Raw genomic sequence first — 18598 nt, 5'->3', positions numbered from 1 at the left:
GTCTATGCGGCTACCAAGACCGCTCTGGAGCTGCTGACCCGCAGCTGGGCGGTCGAGCTGGCACCCCGCGGGATCCGGGTGGTGGCGGTCGCCCCCGGCGCGATCGACACCCCCATCGGCGAGCACCAGGGCCTGACGCCGGAGCGGATGGCAGCGGTGCGGGACTGGCAGCTGGCGCACACCCCACTGGCCCGGATCGGCCGCCCCGAGGAGGTGGCCTGGGCAGTCACCCAACTTGCCGCACCGGCCGCGTCGTTCGTCACCGGAGTGGTACTCCCGGTCGACGGCGGAGCGGTCGTGGCGTGATAGGAGTGGCCACGGGAGGTGGGATGGGTGCGGATCGGTGAGCTGGCCAGGGCGACCGGGACAACCGCCCGTGCGCTGCGGCACTACGAGCAGGCCGGACTGATCTCCTCGCAGCGGGCCCCCAACGGCTACCGCATCTACGACGAGCGGGCGGTGGTGCGGGTCCGCAATATCCGCTACCTGCTGGCCGCCGGGCTCACCCTGGACGACGTGCGGGTGTTCCTGCCGTGCCTGGACGGCGATGTGGCCGCCGCACCGCCCTCGGACAAGGGCTTGCGGGTCGCGTTGGAACGGCTGGCGGTCCTCAACGAACGGATCGCCGCCCAGACCGAGGCCCGCGACCGACTGGAGGCCGCGTTGCAACAGGCAACCGGTGGTCGGATCCGCCCAGTGGCCTGAACGCCCACCTCGTCGCAGAAGCCGGAGAAGCCTGGAGTCGCTACGCTCCCCACGGCCACTCACGGTGACCACGAGCCCTCACCGGCCAAGGAATACGCGACTCTCGATTACGCGAGGTCGCCAGTTTCACACCCCCGATACCCACGTGGTTGTGGCAACCGGAGCAGGGCTGAAGATAGTAGATCTCGCCAGCCCCGAGAGCAGCGTCGAGCGCGTCACTGTCCACGGCATCACCGCCCCCGTCGCCGTCACCCGGAAGATACTTAGCGACGAGCCGCGGTTCGACGAGATCGGCCACACCGTCAGCGCCGACGATCCGCTTCTGCCCATCGTCGGCCCCGTTGCCGAAGCTGCCCTCGACGTCCTCGGCATCAACACGGACGCCTCCCACGTCGAGATGCGGCTCACCCCCACTGAGAACCGGGATCGAGGACAAACGGGACACACTTCGGGGCGGCTTGATCGTTCGCAGAACTACTCGATTCTGCGGACCGGATCGTTCGCTGCGAGCCAGGCCCGGACGACCTCCGCCTCCCGCAGGTGCCCGAGGCTCCGGAACAGGTCTGCCTGCAGGCTCACCACATTGCGAAGCGGCGAAATGAACCGTGCGGGCATGGCTGTCACGAGCTTGCTGTAGATCTCCACCGCGTCCACCGTCGCTCGCAGTGCCTCGGGCATGTCATATCGTGCTTCATAACGCACCGATGCCCATGCGGACAGTGAGAGGGCGAGATCGGGTTCGTAGGCGGCCGGGTTGTCCGTTGCCAGCCGACGCCGGATCGCTACCGCCTCCTGGGTGGCGGTCAGGGCTTCCTCCTGCCGCCCCACCTCCGACAGGAAGGCGCCGAGGTTAATCAGCGAGCCGGCGAGCTCGGGTTCGTGGGCGGGGTCGGTGGAGGTGAGGTCCCGCCAGACCTGCAGGGCCTGTCGGCCCGAGGTGAGGGCTTCGTTGCGAAGGCCGGCGTGGAGCTGGTGTGTCGCGAGGTACTGGAGGAGGTGCGCGCGTGAGGCGGGGTCGTGGAGGGTGGGCAGGTCGGTGAGGCGGGTCAGGGCGGCGCCGCCGGCGGCCAGGGCGAGGGTGGGGTGGCGGCGCAGGAGCGGGTCGAGGTGCTGGGCGGTCAGGTGGGGCCAGCGGTGGGCCGCCTCGATCAAGACCGTCAGGGCCTGGCGGGTGTAGGGGGCCGGTCCGCTGTCCTGGTGGCCGGGGGCGAGGAGTGCGGTGGGTGTGGTGATGGTCCAGGGGTCGGTGGCGTGGTAGCCGAATTCCTCCTCGTGGCCGGGGAGGCTCAGGGCGAGGTAGTCCTCGCCGAGGCGGTCGGGGGCGAGTGGGTCGAGTACCAGGCCGGATCCGGTGGGTGGGTAGCAGTAGGTGTGGTCTTCGACCAGTTGCCGGCCGGCGGCCGGGGTGTCGGCGGCGCCGGTGCGGGTCAGGGCCGCTGTGGCGTCGGCGGGGGACAGGGCGCCGGTGAGGGTGGCCACGTACACGGCCCGGCCCATGGTCTGCTCCGTGGTTCGCAGCGGGCCGCGGCCCTGGTCGTGGAAGGAGCGCCAGTGGTCGCGTTCGCGGTCCAGCAGGTAGGAGGACAGACTCGCCTGACTGCTGCCGGACGGGGGTGTCCTTCCGCGGCTGGCGGCGTCCACGTCGACCAGGGAACGCATGTGGACGGTCAGGGTCAGGGCGAACACCGGGTCGTTGAGATTGCCGGGTACGCCGATCCTGGCGGGGTGGGTGTGGGCGAAGATCTCGGCGAACCGGTCGCGGGCCGCGACGTACATGTCGGCACGCGCCCCCGGGGTGTCCGGGATTCCTTCGAGCGGCAGGGCATCGACGTCCAGGATGTCGAGTTTCGTGAACTGGTGGGCCAGGCCCTGCCACCAGACACCGGCGGGGCGGGCCAGCAGCAGGATGCGCAGCCGGTCGCGGGCGGCGTCACGGTGCTGGCGCACCAGCGTGATCAGGTCTTCCAGGGGCCAGCGTTCGGCGTAGTCCACGATCATGACCAGGCCCGGGGCCCGCACAGCCAGGCTCTGGTTACCGCCCCCGGCCGAGGAGACCTCGCTGCGGTGGCGGGCCAGCGCGACGGCCCATCCCGCCCCGGCCGAGCGTGCGGCGAACTCGGCGGCCAGCCGGGTCTTGCCCGACCCGCCCTCGGCGTGCACCAAGCGCACCGAAAGCCCCGGCGAATCGCCGTCACGCCAAGCCTCCAGCAACGCCAGTTCCGGCCGGGGGAGGAAGGGGACGACCTGGTGGCGGGCCATCAGAAGCCGACTGGGCACCCGTGCCAGCCCTGCGGGCAGCGCGGCCGGCACCGTGAGGGGGAAGGGCTCCACCTGGTACGGCGGGGTGCCGAGGTAGATGTAGTTGTACTGGTCCCCGTGCTGCACGACATTGACCCGGCCACCACCGGTGGCCGTGATGTTCTGCGTGTACACCACGCCGGCGCGGGGGCTCACCGGCGAGTCCACGCTCAGTCCTCCCACTCCTGACGCGCCGGACCCGCGGGCGGCACGGGGAGCCGGGGACCGGAGTCCATGGAGAAGTTGTACTGGTTCCCGTCCTGCACGGCGTTGACCGTGCCGTGGCCATGGGCGTTGTTGTGCAGGTTGTGCTGCTGCGCCGCCGCCAGTGCTGCCCGCATCCGGTCCGTCTGCGCCGCCAGCTCCTCAGCCGCGTCGGGATACACGGCCAGGAACCTTTCCAGCTCCAGCTGCCACTGCCTGATCAGCAACCTGCGGGCAGCCTCGGCACCCTGACCCGGGACGACCAGAGCCGCACCGTCGTCCAGTTGCGCCTCGATACCGGCATGCAGCTCAGGGCTGCGGCGGCGGACGACCGCCAAGAATCCATCGCGGACGGCGGCCCAGGCGTCCGTGGCCATCGCGGCCACGATCGTCGTCGCACCGGACATGGCCAATGCCGCGATCTCCTGCTGTGTCACGAACACCCTCCCCAATCCTCAAGACCAAAAATCGGCGACAGGCAGGCAGGAGACGGATGCGAAGCCAGGACCCGCAGCGCCTTGCCGCAGCGGAGCGCACGCCCCAAAAAAAGCGCCCCGCCGCACCGGCAGCGCGGCCCGCTTCGCGTTCCCGATGGCCCCCGGGCGCCGTCCGGTGCCCGACCAGCCCATCCATGCCTCCCGGCTGCCGCCCCCACGGCAACGGCTCCTGCCGGACCACGCCGGATCAGGATGGCCGAACCGGCAAACATCACCCATCCGATTGGGGCCTCGTGACGCATTCGTTGCAGTACCCCATGCAAGGGGGCGAAGCCGGGGCCGAAGCGACCGATCGTCCTTGGCTCACCCCGGAAAAGTGGGGCCAGATCAGAGCGTTAACGCCAACCGACCACGAACCTTGTCCCACAACGCCAACCCCGGATCCACACCATGGCTGTTCCCCGGTCCCCTTCTGGGGCGGCCCATCGCCGTCCTGATGGCGCTCTCTGAATTTGTGAAAGACGCAGGTCGCAGGCATGAATGCAGAACCGTTTCGCTGCGGGATGACCTTCATGTGGCTCTCGACTCGATCGAAGATGTGCTGTTCCCCGGAGTCGACGTTGAACTGGAGTGGGTGGCCGCCGGGTTGGACCTGGTGCTGGTCGAGGCCGCCGCGTGCGGTCCGGCCGTTCGCTGCCCGGACTGCGAGGTCCGGGGCAGCCGGGTCCACTCCACGTACTGGCGCATGGTGGCCGAACACCCTTTGGCCGAGGGAAAGTTGCTGATACGGCTGCGATTGCGCCGGTACTTCTGCGACCGCGTCCGCTGCGCGCGGCGGACGTTCGTCGAGCAGGTCCAGGGCCTGAGTGAGCGTCACTTGCGCTCCAGCACCGGGCTGAAGGACTGGCTGCGGGCCGTCGCCGTCGAACTCGGGGGCCGTGCCGGCGAACGGCTGTGCCGCAAGCTCAGCGTCGCGGCCGACTATTCGGGTTGCTGGAAGCCCCTGAAGTGCCGGAACGGGCGCCGCAGGTGCTCGGCGTCGACGAGTTCGCCTTCCGCCGGGGCCGCACTTACGGCACCCTGCTGGTCGACGTCGAGACCGGCCGCGTGGTCGACGTGCTGCCCGACCGCACCTTGGAGACCTTCGCCGCCTGGCTGCGCGAGCACCCCGGCGCTCAGGTCGTCTGCCGCGACTGCGCCACCGCCTACACCCGGGCGATCAGGGAAGCCGCGCCGGAGGCGATCGAGGTCGCCGATCGCTGGCACCTGCTGCAGAGCCTGTCCGCCGCGGTGGAGGAGACCTGCCACCAGCACCGTGACTGCCTGCGCAAACACGCCGAGGAGGAGACGGTGACCGAAGGAGCCGAGGTGGCCCCGATGCTGTTACCGCCCGCGGAACTGCCCCGCACCCAGATCATCGAGCGGACCCGTCACCGCTACGAGGACATCCACCGCCTGCTGGAGAAACGCTGGACGATCAGCGCGATCGCCCGCCGGCTGGACCTCGACCGCGAGACCGTGCGCCGCTTCCGCGGCACCGACCTCGACCAGCTGCTGGCCTCGGCCCGCGAGCGCCGCCCGGGCGGCGTCCTGGAGCCGTTCACGGCATACCTCAACACCCGCTTCACCGAGACACAAGGCCAGGTCAGCGGCAGCCGGCTGTTCCTGGAGATCCAGGCCCGCGGCTACCGGGGCAGCCGCCAGGTCCTCCGCAAACATCTTGCCGCCCTGCGGGCGGGCACCGTCGAACCGGTCCGGGGCGACATCCCCAGCCCCCGCAAGATCACCTCCTGGATCATGCGGCCCCGCGAGACGCTCACCGAGAGCCAGGACGAGCGGCTGCTACAGGTCCGGCTTGCCTGCCCGGACATCACCCGCGCCTGCGACCTCGCTCGAGCCTTCGCCGATTTCGTCCGCCACCGGCGCGGATACCTGCTGCTGGAGTGGAGTCGTCAGGCCGAGCAGGAAGCGCCGAAGCCGATGCGGGGCTTCGCCGGCTTCCTCCGCCAGGACCTCGACGCCGTCACCGCCGGACTCACCCTGCCGTGGAGTTCCGGCGTCGTCGAGGGGCACGTGAACCGGGTGAAAACGCTCAAGAGAGCGATGTATGGCCGGGCCTCGTTCGCACTCCTGCGGGCCCGCGTCCTCATCCAGCCATGAGTCCCGAGGTCAGGAGAAGGCACCAGGCGACAGCACGGCATGTACGAAACCGGCCGGCGGCAAGTAGCTGTGGGCTTCGACATAGTGAGCAACCAGTTCAGGAGCAGCGTAGGCGACGCCGTTTCCCATGACGCGTATCTCTGCACTGCCCCGTGGACTGTCGCCCTGCGGTCCGAGCAGTCTCGAGGCACACCAAGGGCAGAAGTGACAGCCGCGCGTCTGCTGGGCCCGATGCGTCTGAGTCATACGCTGCAGCGCGTCTACCAGCCCCGAAGGTGGTGCCCCTTTTGAGCAGGTCTTACTGCGGCTGAGCCAGCCCACGTTCAGTAGCGGGACGCCCCGCCGGCAGCCTGACGCTTCCGGGTCCCCATTGTCCCTGTCGTACGTGTACGGAGTCAGGTCTGCGTAGTAGGTCATGAGAATGTCTATCAACCAGAGTCGATCGAATCGCACGTGCCGGGACCCGACCACGCCACAACGCGCTCGAGGATCACGGAACTGCGGCCAGAGCCGCTTTCAAGAATCGCCATCAGACTGCGTACGGGGTGAACTGAGCGGGGGTGTGGTCGATGGGCAGGTCGGGCTGCCAGGCGGTGAGGATCTGAGCACTGCACACGAACAAACCGTTGGGAAGCTGATCGAGTGGGTACCAGTCCCAGTCGCCGACGCTCTCGTTCGGCTGCGTGGTCGGCTGTCCGTGCCAGGCATGCACGAGGGCACCGACAGTGACCCGCAGGACGCCTTCGACGTGGTCGACGAGCGTGCCCAGGAGCGTGACGGCGCTGGTGTGAGTGGTGAGACCGGTCTCCTCGCCGAGTTCGCGCACCACTGCGGCATCGAAGGACTCACCGGCCTCGACGGTTCCACCGGGCAGTTCGAGGGTGCCACGCTTATGGCGGCCCAGCAGGAGGCCCTGGTTGCCGACGAGGATGGCTCCGACGCCGACAGCCGCGTGCGGCACTGGCGGCCTGCTGCTGCGGGGGCGGCTGGAGACCAGTGCCGGCCGGTCGGGCAGGCGGCGGGCACGGACGAGCTGCTGGATGACCGCGGCGCTTTCGTCCGGGTGGTGCAGCAGGTCGATGGTCTCGACACGGAAGCCGTACTCGGTGAGCAGTTCCTCCCACAGTTGCGGCGCCAGGACCCACATCTGAGTGGCCAGCGGTGGATCGTCGCGCAGCAGGATCATCTGCTCGCGCGGTGTCACCTGCGTGGACGGACCGAGGCCGTTCAGATCGGTGTGCAGGAGCGAGAGGATCAGCGGTGCGCCGGGACGCAGTCCGCCGCGCAGGGCTGGCAGCGCCCGGTGTGGGTCGATGAAGGCCAGTGTGCCGATGGCGTACGCGGCGTCGAACGGCTCGACTCCGGCGAGGTATTCGGCCACATCTCCTTGGGTGAACTCCACGCCCGGGATATCGGTGTGGGTGGAGGTGGCGCGTTCGTGCTGGGTCGGGGACAGTTCAATGCCGGTGACGCGAGCGCCGTGGGTGCGCGCGAGATGGACGGCGTGATGGCCTGCCCCGGACCCGATGTCCAGGACGCGGCGGCCGGTGATGTCGCCAAGGATTTCAGCACCTGGCCCGATCCCCTCCCATGGCGTCCAGGACATTCGGTCGGGAATGGGCGGCGTGTAGGAACGCGAGAGTTGGCGCTGGCCGTAGGTCTTCCAGGCTCGAGTGTTGATGTCCTCGACGGGCACGGTGCCTCCTCGGTGGGCGGTATGCGGTCAGGTGTGCGTGATGAGGTAGGCGGGGCCTTCGCCGGTTCGGGCACGTTCGATGGCGTTGAGACGGGAGAAGTCACGAGGCGCCATCAACTCCTGCCAGCCGGCCATGTCGTGCACGGCCCACATGTCGTGTTCTGCGGGATCGAGGCGGATCTGTGCCAGCTGGTCTCTGGTCAGTTGGCCGCCGTCGAAGATGAGCCCCACTTTGTTCAGCGGCATGCGCGGCCCGGCGTGCAGAAAGTGCGTGAGGAGCAATTTCGGCGCTGTCAGCCCGAGTTCGAGACCGGTCTCTTCGAGTCCTTCGCGCCGGGCGGTCTGGAGCGGGTCCTCTCCCTGTGCGTCGAGGTTGCCGCCCGGGAATTGCCAGAGCCGGGAGCCGTAGACCGAGCGCAGCTGTACCGGTCGGTCGCCCTCGTCGCGGACGTACAGGCAGCCGTACACCGTGTGGTGGGGAACGGTCTGCGCGTACTGCGTGGGTGTCATCGGCATGGGGCGGCCCGGCCGGGCGGGGCGGTGGTCGAATTCGAAGGCGAGAGCGCCGAGAGCTTCCTTGGCCGGCGGGTAGATGCTCCGGAGGTTGGCGAGCAGTTCCCCGAGCGGTCCGTCCGGGTCGATGCGCGCGGGGTCCTCCGAGCTGAGCAGATCCTCGAAGGAGGCGTAGCGGGTGATCCGCCGCACGATGACGTCGAGTTCCCGGTCGCTGTCCCGGTCGTGGAAGACGACAGGGTCGCCGGCTGCGATGGCGCGCTTCTGCGGGGTGGCCACCCTGACCTCGATCGTCTTACGGCCTGCCTCCACTTGGCGGTAGTACCTCGGGAGCAGGCGCATGTGGTGCTCATGCCGTTCACCTCCTGTCGCCGGACCAGGGATGGCCGAGACTGCTTGCTGGACGTCGTCAGGCACGAGCGCCTCCGATCGATGCTTGCGGCTGGTCTGTTGCGGGGGGCCCTATCTGTTTCGTCAACCCCGCCAGGGCCGGTTCACTGGGGGTGGTCTTGGACTCGTAGGCGCGCCAGGGTGCGGTGCCCGCGGTCCTGTGTTTCCGCATCGCTGTGCGTGGCGCCGTACTGGATTCCGGAGAGGGCGTCGAGAGCGGAGTCGATGACGAAGCGTTCTTCTTCGGCTGGGGTGAGGTCGCGGCCGTAGCCGGCCATGAACGCGTCGTAGAGGCGCGGCTGTGTGGCCCAGGCGTCCGCGAGGCGGACCAGGTCCCGGATGGCCGGGCCGGGCTCGCTGCGTTCGAAGTCGATCACCGCGAGGCTGCCGTCCTCGTCCAGCAGCAGGTTGCGCAGCTGGAAATCCCCGTGTGTCGGCACGCGGTCCAGGAGTGGAACGCCTTCGGCGCGCGCCACGATGCTTCGGATGAACTTCTCGTCCCCCGGGTTCAGGTAGGGACGTGCCGCCTGTAGATGCCTCTCGACCTTCGCGAGGGCCGCCACCCCCTCAGTAGTGGTCACCGGTGCAGGTGAACTGCGGTGGATGGCTGCGGCCAAGGCGCCGATCTGGTGGAAGAGGTGTTGTTGCTGCTCGGGCGGGCGCGCGAGGCCGTGCAGGGGCTGGCCGGGCACCGCGGTGACGACAACGGCGCGCAACGCGCTGTCGGCGGTCACGAGGGCGGGGGCAGCTGTTGGGAGGCGCGGGACCCAGCTGCGGTACGCGTCTACCTCGCGGTGGTGGAACCGAGTGTTCTGGTGGATCTTGACGTACCGGGTTCCGCCGTCTGCTCCGTGTGCCCGCCACACCCGGCTGCTCTCGCGGGCCCATGAGGTGTCCGTCCAGGTGGCGATGTGCCCCACGGCCTGCTCGGCGAGCCTGCACACTTCCTCGGGCGGGAGGCCCGGGTGCGGGGACGTGGCTGTGCTCATGCCCATCCCGTTTCGGAATAGAGGCGGCCGGCGCGGATGCCCTCGATGACCACCCGGGCGTAGGGGACGAGGTCGTCGGGGAGCGCGGCCGGGTCCCAGAATTTCCACTGGGTGCACTTGTCCGGCTCGCGCAGTTGCGGCTCGCCGGTCCAAGTACGGGCGCGGAAGAACAGGCCCATGCGAGGCCGGCCCCCGGCCCGGTCGATGTGGTGGACGACGTGGACGAGTTCGACGTCCTGCGGCTGGATCTGCAGACCGGCCTCCTCCCGAGCCTCCCTGATCAGGCACGTGATCGCGCTCTCCTGCTCGCAGTGGCCGGCCAGGACGTGCCAGGTGGAGGGCGCGAACGCGGAGTCGGGGTGGCGCAGCCCGAGCAGCACCGTTCCGTCGGGCCGCTCCAGGTAGAGGTGGACGCCGATGACGTTGGGGACCGTTCCGTGCGGGGAGGCCGGGCGGCGCTCATCGCTCAGGGCGGCCCCGCTCTGCGGGGCGGCGCAGGATGCGCCGACCGTACGGCTGGCGGCGTGGCGCCGTACGAGGTCGCTCGTGGAGGGCGCGATGCGCAGGCGGTGGAGGTCATCGGGGGCGAACCAGGCCAGCATCACCCCCTCTGTCAGGTGGAGTTCGCGGGGATCGCCGTTCCAGCGGCCGGCGTAGACGGCGATGGGCACGGTCGCGCCGGCGTCGTCGGTTGCTTCCTCGACGCCGAACGGGGTCAGGTCGGGGACGTGCAGGCCGGCTTCCTCGTCCAGTTCGCGCCGCACGGTGTGCTCCAGGGTGGCGTCCTGGGGCTCTCGGCCGCCGCCCAGCAGGGACCACATGCCCGGCTCCCAGATCTGGCCGGGGAAGTAGTCACGCAGGTGGAGCAGGTACTCGCCGCGGTCGTTGTAGATCAGGGCGGAGGCGTTGGCGGTCTCCGGTCCGAGGGTGGGCGTGAGCTTGAGCAGCTTCTCGCGCAGGGAGGGGGAGGTCACCCTGTCCACGGGCCGCCACTCGATGCCGGCGCCCTCCTCCACCTGCAGCACCACCGGCACTTCCGTCGCGGTGCGCAGGCGGAAGAGGAAGCGGAGGTCGAAGTGCTGGTGGCCCGGTTCGCCTTTGCCCGGATGGGCGTCGATGGCGTGGAGGTCGATGTCGAACGGCACGGCCTCGTAGCCGGCCCACGGTGCCACGGCCTGGGGCGGGATCCCGGTCTCCTCGTGCAGCTCCCGCAGGGCCGCCCCGGCCAGGGACTCGTCCTCGGGCTCGGTGTGTCCGCCGGGAGCGAGGACCTTCCCGCTCGCCCGGTGCAGCACGTGCAGGACGCGGCCGAGCTGGTCGACGACGATGGCGCCGCAGGTGACGTGTCCGGAGAAGGTGGAGCGACAGGCGATGTCGGTGGGCCGGTCGAGGGCGTCCAGAAGGCCGTCAAGTTGCATTCGCTCGTAAGGATGGCGAGCGAGGTAGGTCTCGACAGTGGTGCGGATGTGGTCGTGCGACAGCGGCATGGTTGTACCTCAGAGCGGAGCGGAACGAGTCGATGCGGGATGGTCGTTCGGGTCAGCTCAGCCGCATCCCCTCCGCAGGGACTTCCTCGATTGCGGCGGGGCGAGCGGTGGGCAGGCCCCAGCGCTCCCGGGCTGTCTCGGCGGCGAGTCGGGCCTGCCGCGCTCCTGGCGGGCCCCATCCCAGCAGGGCGGCTGCCTGGGCGGGGGCGGTGAGCAGGCGTGCGAAGGGGTGGCCGGTGGCGGGGTCGACGGCCGCCGGCCCGATGGCGGTGACACGGGCGGCCAGGCGGAGTCGGGCGTTGGGTCCTACTCCGCCGTAGACCTCGCCGGTCTCGTCCAGTACCCAGCCCAGTCGCACCGGGTCGGTCAAGGTGAGCTGGGCTTCCTCGGCGGCTTCGCGGTGGAGGGTGTCCTCGGGAGTCGTGTCGGTCTTCTCCACGGTGCCGCCGGGCAGCATCGGCAGGGCGCCCCGGGGGCCGGGGTCGGCGACGAGGACGACGCGGCCGTCGGGAGCGAAGCACCACGCCCAGGCTTGTTGCACGGGGAGCCGCTTGGGGACGGGGCCGCGATCGAGGGGGCTGTCCCACAGGGGCCGGTAGCGGACGTGGACGTCATGGCGATCCAGCGCCGGGACGTCGAGGATGTGCCGGCCGTCGGCGAGGTGGGTGGTGGCGGTGCTTCCGAGCCGGGCACGGTAGGCGGCGAGCATGATCTGCCCGTCCACGGGGCGTAGCCGCTGCACCGCGTCCCGGGTCTCGAGGAAGGCGAACTCGGACAGCTCCTCGTGAGGCAGGCGGATCGCCTGCGCCTGGTCGGGGGTGAGGGTTCCGCCGTCGAAGACGTACCGGATCTCTCCGGGACAGGGCATGCCGGGCTGGATGTCGGGGTGGCGCGACGAGAGGGAGTGGACGGCGAGCACGTTCGCCAGGGGTAGGTCTGGCAGGCCCAGTTCCTCGGTGATCTCGCGTCGGCAGGTGACGTGCGGGTGTTCGCCGGGTTCGACGACGCCTCCGGGCAGCAGCCACCGGTCGTCCTCGCGGTAGGTGGGGTGCACCAGCAGGACGCGGCCGACCTGGTCGGTGATGATTGCGGCGGCGCCGAGCCACACCGCGTGCCGGGACGCGGCGTACTGCGCTGCCGACAGGGCGGCTCGCGGTGCGACGTGATCCGAAGGGGAGACGGAAGAGGTCACGGGGCTCTGCCTTTCAGAAAGGTGGGCGGGCATGTGAACTGCGCGGACAGGGGAGCGATGATCAGGCGGTGTCGCCGCTCATCCGGCGCTGCAACTCCCACAAGGACTGGAAGAGCCCCGGCTCCTGAGTGAGCTGGGCGTACGTGCCCTCCTGCACGACCCGGCCCTCGTCCAGGACCACGATCCGGTCGGCGACGGCCACATTGGTGAGCCGGTGCGTGATCAGCAGAATGGCGCGGTCCTTGGCCAGCTCGCGCAGGCCGGAGAAGATCCGGTGCTCCGCCCTTGCGTCGAGGGCTGCCGTGGGTTCATCCATCACCAGCAGCGCCGCCTGCCGGTGGAAGGCGCGGGTGAGGACCAGGCGCTGCCACTGCCCGCCGGAGAGCTGCTGCCCGCCGAACCACTCGCTGGTCAGGAGGGTGTTCAGGCCGGAGCGGAGGCCCGGCAGCATCTCCGCGGCGCCGGACGCCTCACACGCGGCGAGCAGCGCGGCATCACTGGTGTCGCCCTGCCCAAAGGTGATGTTGTCGCGCATCGTCAGCGGCAGGTAGGTGAACTTCTGCGGGACCAGCGCGACGTGCTCCCATGACCTCCAGGGATCCAGATCCGCCGTGGAGGTGTGGTCCCAAGCCACTCCGCCTTCGGTGGGCAGCAGCAGCCCGCACAGCAGGCGCGAGAGGGTGGATTTGCCGGAGCCGTTCTCCCCGACCAGCGCCACGATCTCGCCGCGCCGCACGTGGAGAGAGACGCCGCTGAGGCTGTCCTTCGGGGCGCCGTCGTAGCGGTAGGTGACGTCGCGGACCTCGAAGCGCTCCGGGACCGCGGACAGGGCCGCGGTGCCGCGGGAGTCGGTCATGGCCTGGCCGTGGGCGTTGTCGAGGAAGTTCTGCCAGTCCTGCACGTACCAGCCGGTGCGCACCAGGCGGGCCCCGCCGTTGATGATGCCGCGTACGGAGCCGGTGGCCGTCTGGAGAGCGAAGACGGCGCCGCCTCCGGCTGCCAGGCTCATGTGGCCGGAGGCGAGGAGCCACAGCAGTGCCGCCCATACCGCGGTCGAGGCGACCCCGCCGGCGACGGCACCGGCCAGCCCCATCCAGGCGCCCGTGTTCGCGGCCTTGCGCTCGGCCGCGTTGACCGAGGCGGCCAGCTTTCGGTACCGGCCGATCAGGAAGGGGCCGGCCAGGCAGGCGCGCATCTCCTCGCTGGACTCCATGTAGGCCATGTGCCAGCGCAGCTTGCCCAGCATCCGGCGCCGCCCGGAGGTCTCCAGGGCGGCGAGGTAGAGCACGCGGGCGGAGCGGACGTAGGCGGCGGCCTGCGGCAGGCACGCGAGGAAGAGGAGGGGGAGAAGCAGGGGGTGCAGGACGGTCAGAACGGCCGCGCCGGCCGTGAGTGTCGCGGTCGCCGCGAGGACGTCCTGCGCTTCCTCCACCAGGTCGGGAGTGACCTGGGCGCCGCGGTCGGCGATGTCGTAGGCGTCGTTGTAGCCGGGCTTGTTGTTGGCGGCCAGCTCCGCGCCGAGCGCGGCCTCGATCATCGTCAGCTCCGCCGCCCGGCCGAGCACCGGGCGCAGACGCCCGGTCAGCCAGACGACCGCGATGCCCAGCAGCGCGCGCAGGCCGGTGGCCGCGGCGATGACGGCCAGCTGCGGAGCGGCGTCCCACAGCCGCTCGGTGACGGCGCCCGAGGAGATCAGCGCGGTGATCGTGCCCGTGACGGCCAGAAGGCCAAGAGCCGCGAGGACGCCCGTCCCGATCTGGCACACCAGCAGTCCGATGGTCGCGCTGCGGTCCACCCGCCAGGCCATCTGCACCGAGCGCAGCACGAGCGAGGGCAGGCGCCGCGCCATGGTGCGGGACGTCAGTAGGGAGCCGGCCTGGAGCCGCGACTTATCGCGGTAGAGGTATTCCTCCTCTCGAACACCGGTCTGCTGCGGTTCGTCGTCCTGCGAGGTGCCCTTCGGTGGTTGCGGCGGCTGATCCTGCGTGATGGCCGAGGTCATCGTTCCCCCTGGGACGGTCGCTGTGGCGGAGTCGTGAGGTCTAACGACCCGGCTGCGATATCGAACACACCTCATTCGGTCGTGCCGGAAAGCCCCCTATTTCCTGAGTGAGGGAACCTCGCGGGCGCGGGATCCCTGGTCTGGCTTGGAGCGGCTTCGGCCCGGAAATGGCCGAAACGCCGACGCCGCGAGCAGCAAGCCGTAGGCCGCCTCACCTCGGCCTGTTGGGATCAGATACCGGTCGAGGTTGACCAGCGGCATCAGCGGCATGACGGCGACCGATCTGCTCAGTTGGATTGGCTCGGCCGGTGAAGTGGCGTTCCCAGACTTTGACGGAGACCGACGTAGCGTCCCGCAGAGCCCGCTCCAGGGGTGCAGGGATGTACCTCATGCCGAGGCCGGCCGAGGCGACGGCAACCGACAACGCACGGTGCTCGTCGAGGGTCATCTCTTTGCGGCAGACGGGATGAGCGAGGACATCACACGCGACGTACCCGTCCCCGGACGCCGTTGCCTCACGGGTGAGGCGGCGCGACGCTTCGGCCTGACGGGTATGTGGAGGTCTGATGCAGGTTCGGGTGACAGGTCCGGTCACGCGACCTGGAGGGCCGGCGTGGTCATGACGGTCTCGAATTCGACGGGGGTCAGTCGGACGAGTGAGGCTTGTCTGCGGCGCCGGTGGTAGGTCCGCTCGATCCAGGTCACGATCGCGATCCTGAGTTCTTCGCGGGGGGCCCAGACACGGCGGTCGAGGACGTTCTTCTGCAGCAGACTGAAGAAGGACTCCATGGCCGCGTTGTCGCCGGCAGCTCCGACTCTCCCTATCGATCCGGCCATCCGGTGGCGGTCGAGCGCCCGGACGAATTTCCGGGAGCGGAACTGCGATCCGTGATCGCTGTGCAGAATGCAGCCGTCGACGTCTCCACGCCGGGCCACGGCGTTGTCCAGGGCGGTCACGGCCAGGCGGGACTTCATCCGCTCGTCGATGGAGTAGCCCACGATCCTGTTGCTGAAGGCGTCCTTGATCGCGCAGAGATAGAGCTTGCCTTCGCCGGTGGCGTGCTCGGTGATGTCGGCGAGCCACAGCCGGTTCGCGCAGGTCGCGGTGAAGTCACGGCGGACCAGGTCGTCGTGCACCGGCGGGCCGACCTTCTTGCCCTTGCCGCGCTTCTTGCCGAACACGCTCCACCAGCGGTTGTCCCGGCAGATCCGCCAGGCAGTCCGGTCCGCCATCACGGCCCCGGCGCCGCGCGCTTCGTCGGCCAGGAAGCGGTAGCCGAACTCCGGGTCGTCACGGTGCGCGTCGAACAGCGCGTTCGCGCGATACGCCTCCTCCAGCATGGCATCGGTCATCGGTTGGTCCAGCCAGCGGTAGTAGGGCTGTCTGGCGAGCTTCAGCACCCGGCACGCAACCGTGACGGGCACCCCGTCCCCGGCCGGCTCCTTCACGAGCGGGTAGATCCTTTTCCCGGCAGATGCGCCTATGACAGATAGGCCGCGGCCCGCCGCAGGACCTCGTTCTCCTGCTCCAGCAGCTTGATCCGCCGACGCGCTTCCCGAAGCTCGGCACTCTCCTGGCTGGTCGTTCCGGGCCTGGTTCCGTCGTCGATGTCCGCGCGACGCATCCACTTCCACAACGTCATCGGATGGACTCCGAAGTCGGTGGCCACCTGCTCGACCGTCACACCCGGGCCACGGTTCCTCGCAACCCGCACGACGTCCTGGCGGAACTCCTCCGGATAAGGCTTGGGCACAGCAACATCCTTCCCACCCGCCCCACAGAGCAAGCCAGTTCAGATGTCACCCGATCGTGCGGCAGACCCGGCCGACCACGCCTCCGCTCGCGGGGCGCGTAGTCCCGGCCACCGCCGAGGGGTCGTGCACGCGGGCTCCCGCCTGCAGCGATGACTTTACGAGCCCCATAGGTCGCGTTCGCCGGGCTGCGGTGGCCCCGAACCGCTTCGGTCCGGGGCCACCGCAGGCTTTTGCCGTGCTTGCCGGCTCAGTCCTCGTACAGGGCGATGACGCGGCCGACGACCCCGCCCTTGCGGAGGCGCTCCAGCCCCTCGGGGATCCGGTCCGGCGTGATGCGGTTCAGCGGCGGGTTGAGGTCGCCCGACCGCATGAGGTCGTAGAGCTCCTCGAGATCCTGCTTCGTGCCCGACTTGGAGCCGAGGACCCGCAGCTGCTTCAGAATGATCGCGCCGGTGCTGATCGTGGACTCGAGGCGGCCCATGCCGACCTGCACCAGCGTGCCGAATTCGCCGAGCGTCTCGAGTGCCTCGGCGGTGGTGGTGCCGAAGCCCGCGTAGTCCACGATGAGTTCGAGGTCCTTGTCCGCGAACTCGGTGATCGACTCGCCGACGCCCGCCAGGCCGACCTCGGCGGCGAGCTCCCGGGTGGCCGGGTTCACGTCGGCCGCGTACACTTCGGCGCCCTTGAGGACGGCGGTGCGGGCGCCGATGTAGCCGAGGCCGCCGAGGCCGATCACACCGACCCGCATGCCTTTCTTCGCTCCGCCGAGCGTGACCATGGCGTGGTACGAGGTGAGGCCCGCGTCGGTCGCCATCGCGCCCAGCTCGAACGACACCTCGTCCGGCAGTCGCACCAGATTCGCGTCGGTCGCGCGCACCTTGGGTCCGTAGCCGCCGTCCCAGGCGCCGTAGCCGATGGCGTCGCCGTCCGGCATCATCGGCGAGAGGCCGACGCGGTCGCCGATCTTCCAGTGCTCCATGCCCTCGCCGACCTCGCTGATCACTCCGGCGTTCTCGTGCCCGAGCGTCATCGGAATCCGCGGGAACATCGACATCCAGCCCGCGTCGTCCATCGCGCTGACATCGGAGTGGCAGAGACCGGCGGCCTTGACGTCGACGACGACCTCGCCCGGTCCCGCGTGCGGCGCTGCCACCTCCTCCAAGGTGAGCGGCTGGTTGGTTCCGTGGAAGCGCCAGGATTTCATGGTGTCGCGTGTCCTTGCATACGTGCGTCGGGGGACGACGCCAGATGACGCCGTCCGTCCGGGCTGGATGGGCTTTCTCTTGTCTCTCGATCCGGACGGCGCTCGGGGGAGGCTCGCTCCGGACGGTTCGGACGGTGCCCCGAGGTGGTGGGCCCATCGCCGAAACTACCCGAACATTGTTGAAAGATGAACTTTCTGTTGCGTGGGCTATTTCACCGCTTTCGCCTCGCCCGGAGGGAAATAATCCGGCCCCCCGCGGCCTTTGCGCGGCCGAGATCATCGCATCGACGGACAGGGGGAAACCGCCGCCGGTCGAGACGGAGCGGCAGCCCGCCCCGGCGGCAGGGGCGGCCGGCGTGCACCGGCGGCCACCCGGACCCGGCCCGGTCCGTCGCCGGCCGCTTCCCGCGCATCCGAGGACGGACCCCGACCCCAGGGGCACTCCCCGGCCCTCGCCGACGTCGCGCACCTCCCCGGCCGGGGCGGTCAGGGGAGTCCGGGAGGTCGCCTTGCCTGGCGGGGTCGGCGCGGGCGGCCGGGAACCGGCGGCGAGCAGGTCGTCGACCGGGATCAGTTGGCCGTGCACGGGATCTGGGCCGTGCCGGGCGGATCCACCCCCGCCTCGCGGCGGCGGATAGTCGTGCGGCTGGCGCCCACACGCGTCGGCGGCCTCCCGCTGGGTCGATATCGGCGCCTTTTCGGTGAAGCGCGTGAGAGGTCAACCAACCGAAGCGGCCTCGGGATTGGGGCCGGAAGGGTGGTGTGTTCCGGCTCGCTGCGAGCCCCCTGCTGGATCACCCCTTCACGGAGATGGTTTAGTGTTCAACCACTGGCGGGCGGCGTGGCCGAGACGACCACTCCTGTGACGCGCCATGGAGCCATCCGAAGACCACGGCCGAACAGGCCGCAGCCGGCATGGCTCCGCACCGCCGCACAGATCTAAGGAGTTTTCGCATGTCAACACGGAGCCCGAAGTCGCGGACGCTGAGGTCCGCAGTCGTGGGCGTGCCGCTGGCTGCGGCCGTCGTCGCCGCGGCGTTCGCAGGGACCACCGGGACCGCCTCCGCGGCCGCCCCGAAGCCGGCCGCGAACTGGACTTCCGCGGGTCATGACTCCCACAACACCCGCAACGCCGCGTCCGAGAAAATCCTGAACGCGAACAACGTCAAGAACCTGAAGGCGCGTTGGACCTTCACGGCCGGCGGTGACATCTCCGCCACGCCGACCGTGGTGGACGGCATCGCGTACGTGCCGGACTGGAGCGGCAAGCTCCACGCCGTGGACACCAAGACGGGCAAGGCCSTCTGGTCCAAGCCGGTGAGCACGTACAGCGGGATCGAGGGTGACGTCTCCCGGACCAGCCCCGCCTACGCGGCCGGCAAGCTGGTCTTCGGCGAGGGCGTTCCGGCCATGAAGACCACCGAGGGCGCCTACCTTATGAGCGCCGACGCCATGACCGGCACCCTGCTGTGGAAGACGCAGATCGACGACCATGCGGCGGCTCTGGTCACCGGCTCACCGGTGATCGCCGACGGCGTGGCGTACGTGGGCGTGTCGTCCAAGTCC

General features: G+C 69.8%; 15 protein-coding genes and 1 pseudogene. 5 read left to right on the top strand and 11 right to left on the bottom strand.

Annotated features, from left to right (window positions below; genetic code table 11):
• Window positions 1-306: SDR family NAD(P)-dependent oxidoreductase (locus DIZ27_RS41810; protein WP_146229105.1), on the top strand; the 306-nt coding region annotated here is incomplete at its 5' end.
• Window positions 307-333: 27 nt separating this feature from the next.
• Complete coding sequence (locus DIZ27_RS41805; protein WP_109383382.1) at window positions 334-705, top strand: MerR family transcriptional regulator; 372 nt, start codon at window positions 334-336, stop codon at window positions 703-705.
• Window positions 706-745: 40 nt separating this feature from the next.
• Here the strand turns inward: DIZ27_RS41805 and DIZ27_RS45390 are convergent, their stop codons facing one another.
• From DIZ27_RS45390 to DIZ27_RS41795, 3 genes are read right to left on the bottom strand one after another with little or no spacing between them, the layout of a single operon-like run.
• Window positions 746-1141, bottom strand: coding sequence for a hypothetical protein (locus tag DIZ27_RS45390; RefSeq protein WP_146229104.1), 396 nt, complete (start codon window positions 1139-1141; stop codon window positions 746-748).
• A 38-nt stretch (window positions 1142-1179) separates the two neighbouring features.
• Window positions 1180-3171 carry a tetratricopeptide repeat protein gene (locus DIZ27_RS41800; protein WP_109383544.1) on the bottom strand — a complete coding sequence of 664 codons (1992 nt, stop codon included), beginning with the start codon at window positions 3169-3171 and terminating at the stop codon, window positions 1180-1182.
• A gap of 2 nt (window positions 3172-3173) precedes the next feature.
• A complete protein-coding gene (locus tag DIZ27_RS41795) occupies window positions 3174-3644 on the bottom strand; it encodes a hypothetical protein (RefSeq protein WP_146229103.1) in 471 nt (156 codons plus the stop codon).
• On the opposite strand from DIZ27_RS41795, the pseudogene DIZ27_RS49090 reads away from it, so the two are divergent.
• Window positions 3613-4449, top strand: a pseudogene (locus DIZ27_RS49090) (hypothetical protein); the annotation flags it as partial. The gene DIZ27_RS41795 and the pseudogene DIZ27_RS49090 overlap by 32 nt on opposite strands.
• A 185-nt stretch (window positions 4450-4634) precedes the next feature.
• Window positions 4635-5804: an ISL3 family transposase gene (locus DIZ27_RS41785; RefSeq protein WP_258308847.1), complete on the top strand. Its 1170-nt coding sequence runs from the start codon at window positions 4635-4637 to the stop codon at window positions 5802-5804.
• A 529-nt stretch (window positions 5805-6333) separates the two neighbouring features.
• On the opposite strand, the gene DIZ27_RS41780 is transcribed toward DIZ27_RS41785, so the two are convergent.
• The 8 genes from DIZ27_RS41780 to DIZ27_RS41745 form a co-directional block, all read right to left on the bottom strand.
• Window positions 6334-7500, bottom strand: coding sequence for a bifunctional class I SAM-dependent methyltransferase/NUDIX hydrolase (locus DIZ27_RS41780; protein WP_109383541.1), 1167 nt, complete (start codon window positions 7498-7500; stop codon window positions 6334-6336).
• Between the two features lie 27 nt (window positions 7501-7527).
• Window positions 7528-8355, bottom strand: coding sequence for an NUDIX domain-containing protein (locus tag DIZ27_RS41775; protein ID WP_109383540.1), 828 nt, complete (start codon window positions 8353-8355; stop codon window positions 7528-7530).
• Window positions 8356-8507: 152 nt separating this feature from the next.
• Window positions 8508-9392: a phosphotransferase enzyme family protein gene (locus DIZ27_RS41770; protein WP_109383539.1), complete on the bottom strand. Its 885-nt coding sequence runs from the start codon at window positions 9390-9392 to the stop codon at window positions 8508-8510.
• Window positions 9389-10879, bottom strand: coding sequence for an NUDIX domain-containing protein (locus DIZ27_RS41765; protein WP_109383538.1), 1491 nt, complete (start codon window positions 10877-10879; stop codon window positions 9389-9391). Before DIZ27_RS41765 ends, DIZ27_RS41770 begins: the two co-directional genes overlap by 4 nt.
• A gap of 52 nt (window positions 10880-10931) precedes the next feature.
• Window positions 10932-12071, bottom strand: a complete 1140-nt coding sequence (locus DIZ27_RS41760) for an NUDIX hydrolase (RefSeq protein ID WP_258308846.1) — start codon at window positions 12069-12071, stop codon at window positions 10932-10934.
• Between the two features lie 61 nt (window positions 12072-12132).
• Window positions 12133-14073 (bottom strand): ABC transporter ATP-binding protein, encoded by a 1941-nt coding sequence (locus DIZ27_RS41755; protein WP_109383536.1) that lies wholly within the window; start codon window positions 14071-14073, stop codon window positions 12133-12135.
• 591 nt (window positions 14074-14664) lie between these two features.
• A protein-coding gene (locus tag DIZ27_RS41750; protein WP_375232074.1) for an IS3 family transposase occupies window positions 14665-15827 on the bottom strand; the annotation gives its coding sequence in 2 pieces (ribosomal slippage) (window positions 14665-15555 and window positions 15558-15827; 1161 coding nt in all).
• A gap of 248 nt (window positions 15828-16075) precedes the next feature.
• Complete coding sequence (locus DIZ27_RS41745) at window positions 16076-17032, bottom strand: zinc-binding dehydrogenase (RefSeq protein WP_109383535.1); 957 nt, start codon at window positions 17030-17032, stop codon at window positions 16076-16078.
• 954 nt (window positions 17033-17986) lie between these two features.
• On the opposite strand from DIZ27_RS41745, the gene DIZ27_RS41740 reads away from it, so the two are divergent.
• On the top strand, window positions 17987-18598 hold a 612-nt coding region (locus tag DIZ27_RS41740), incomplete at its 3' end, for a PQQ-binding-like beta-propeller repeat protein (protein WP_181383969.1).

This window comes from Streptomyces sp. NWU339 (assembly GCF_003143855.1).
GTDB lineage: Bacteria > Actinomycetota > Actinomycetes > Streptomycetales > Streptomycetaceae > Streptomyces.
This window is presented reverse-complemented; position numbering and strand designations above follow the sequence as displayed.

Bases quoted from the DNA above. Each gene is read 5' to 3' on its own strand.
- DIZ27_RS41745 (WP_109383535.1), bottom strand. From the start codon at position 17,032: ATGAAATCCTGGCGCTTCCACGGAACCAACCAGCCGCTCACCTTGGAG.
- DIZ27_RS41770 (WP_109383539.1), bottom strand. From the start codon at position 9,392: ATGAGCACAGCCACGTCCCCGCACCCGGGCCTCCCGCCCGAGGAAGTG.
- DIZ27_RS41755 (WP_109383536.1), bottom strand. From the start codon at position 14,073: ATGACCTCGGCCATCACGCAGGATCAGCCGCCGCAACCACCGAAGGGC.
- DIZ27_RS41765 (WP_109383538.1), bottom strand. From the start codon at position 10,879: ATGCCGCTGTCGCACGACCACATCCGCACCACTGTCGAGACCTACCTC.
- DIZ27_RS41775 (WP_109383540.1), bottom strand. From the start codon at position 8,355: ATGCGCCTGCTCCCGAGGTACTACCGCCAAGTGGAGGCAGGCCGTAAG.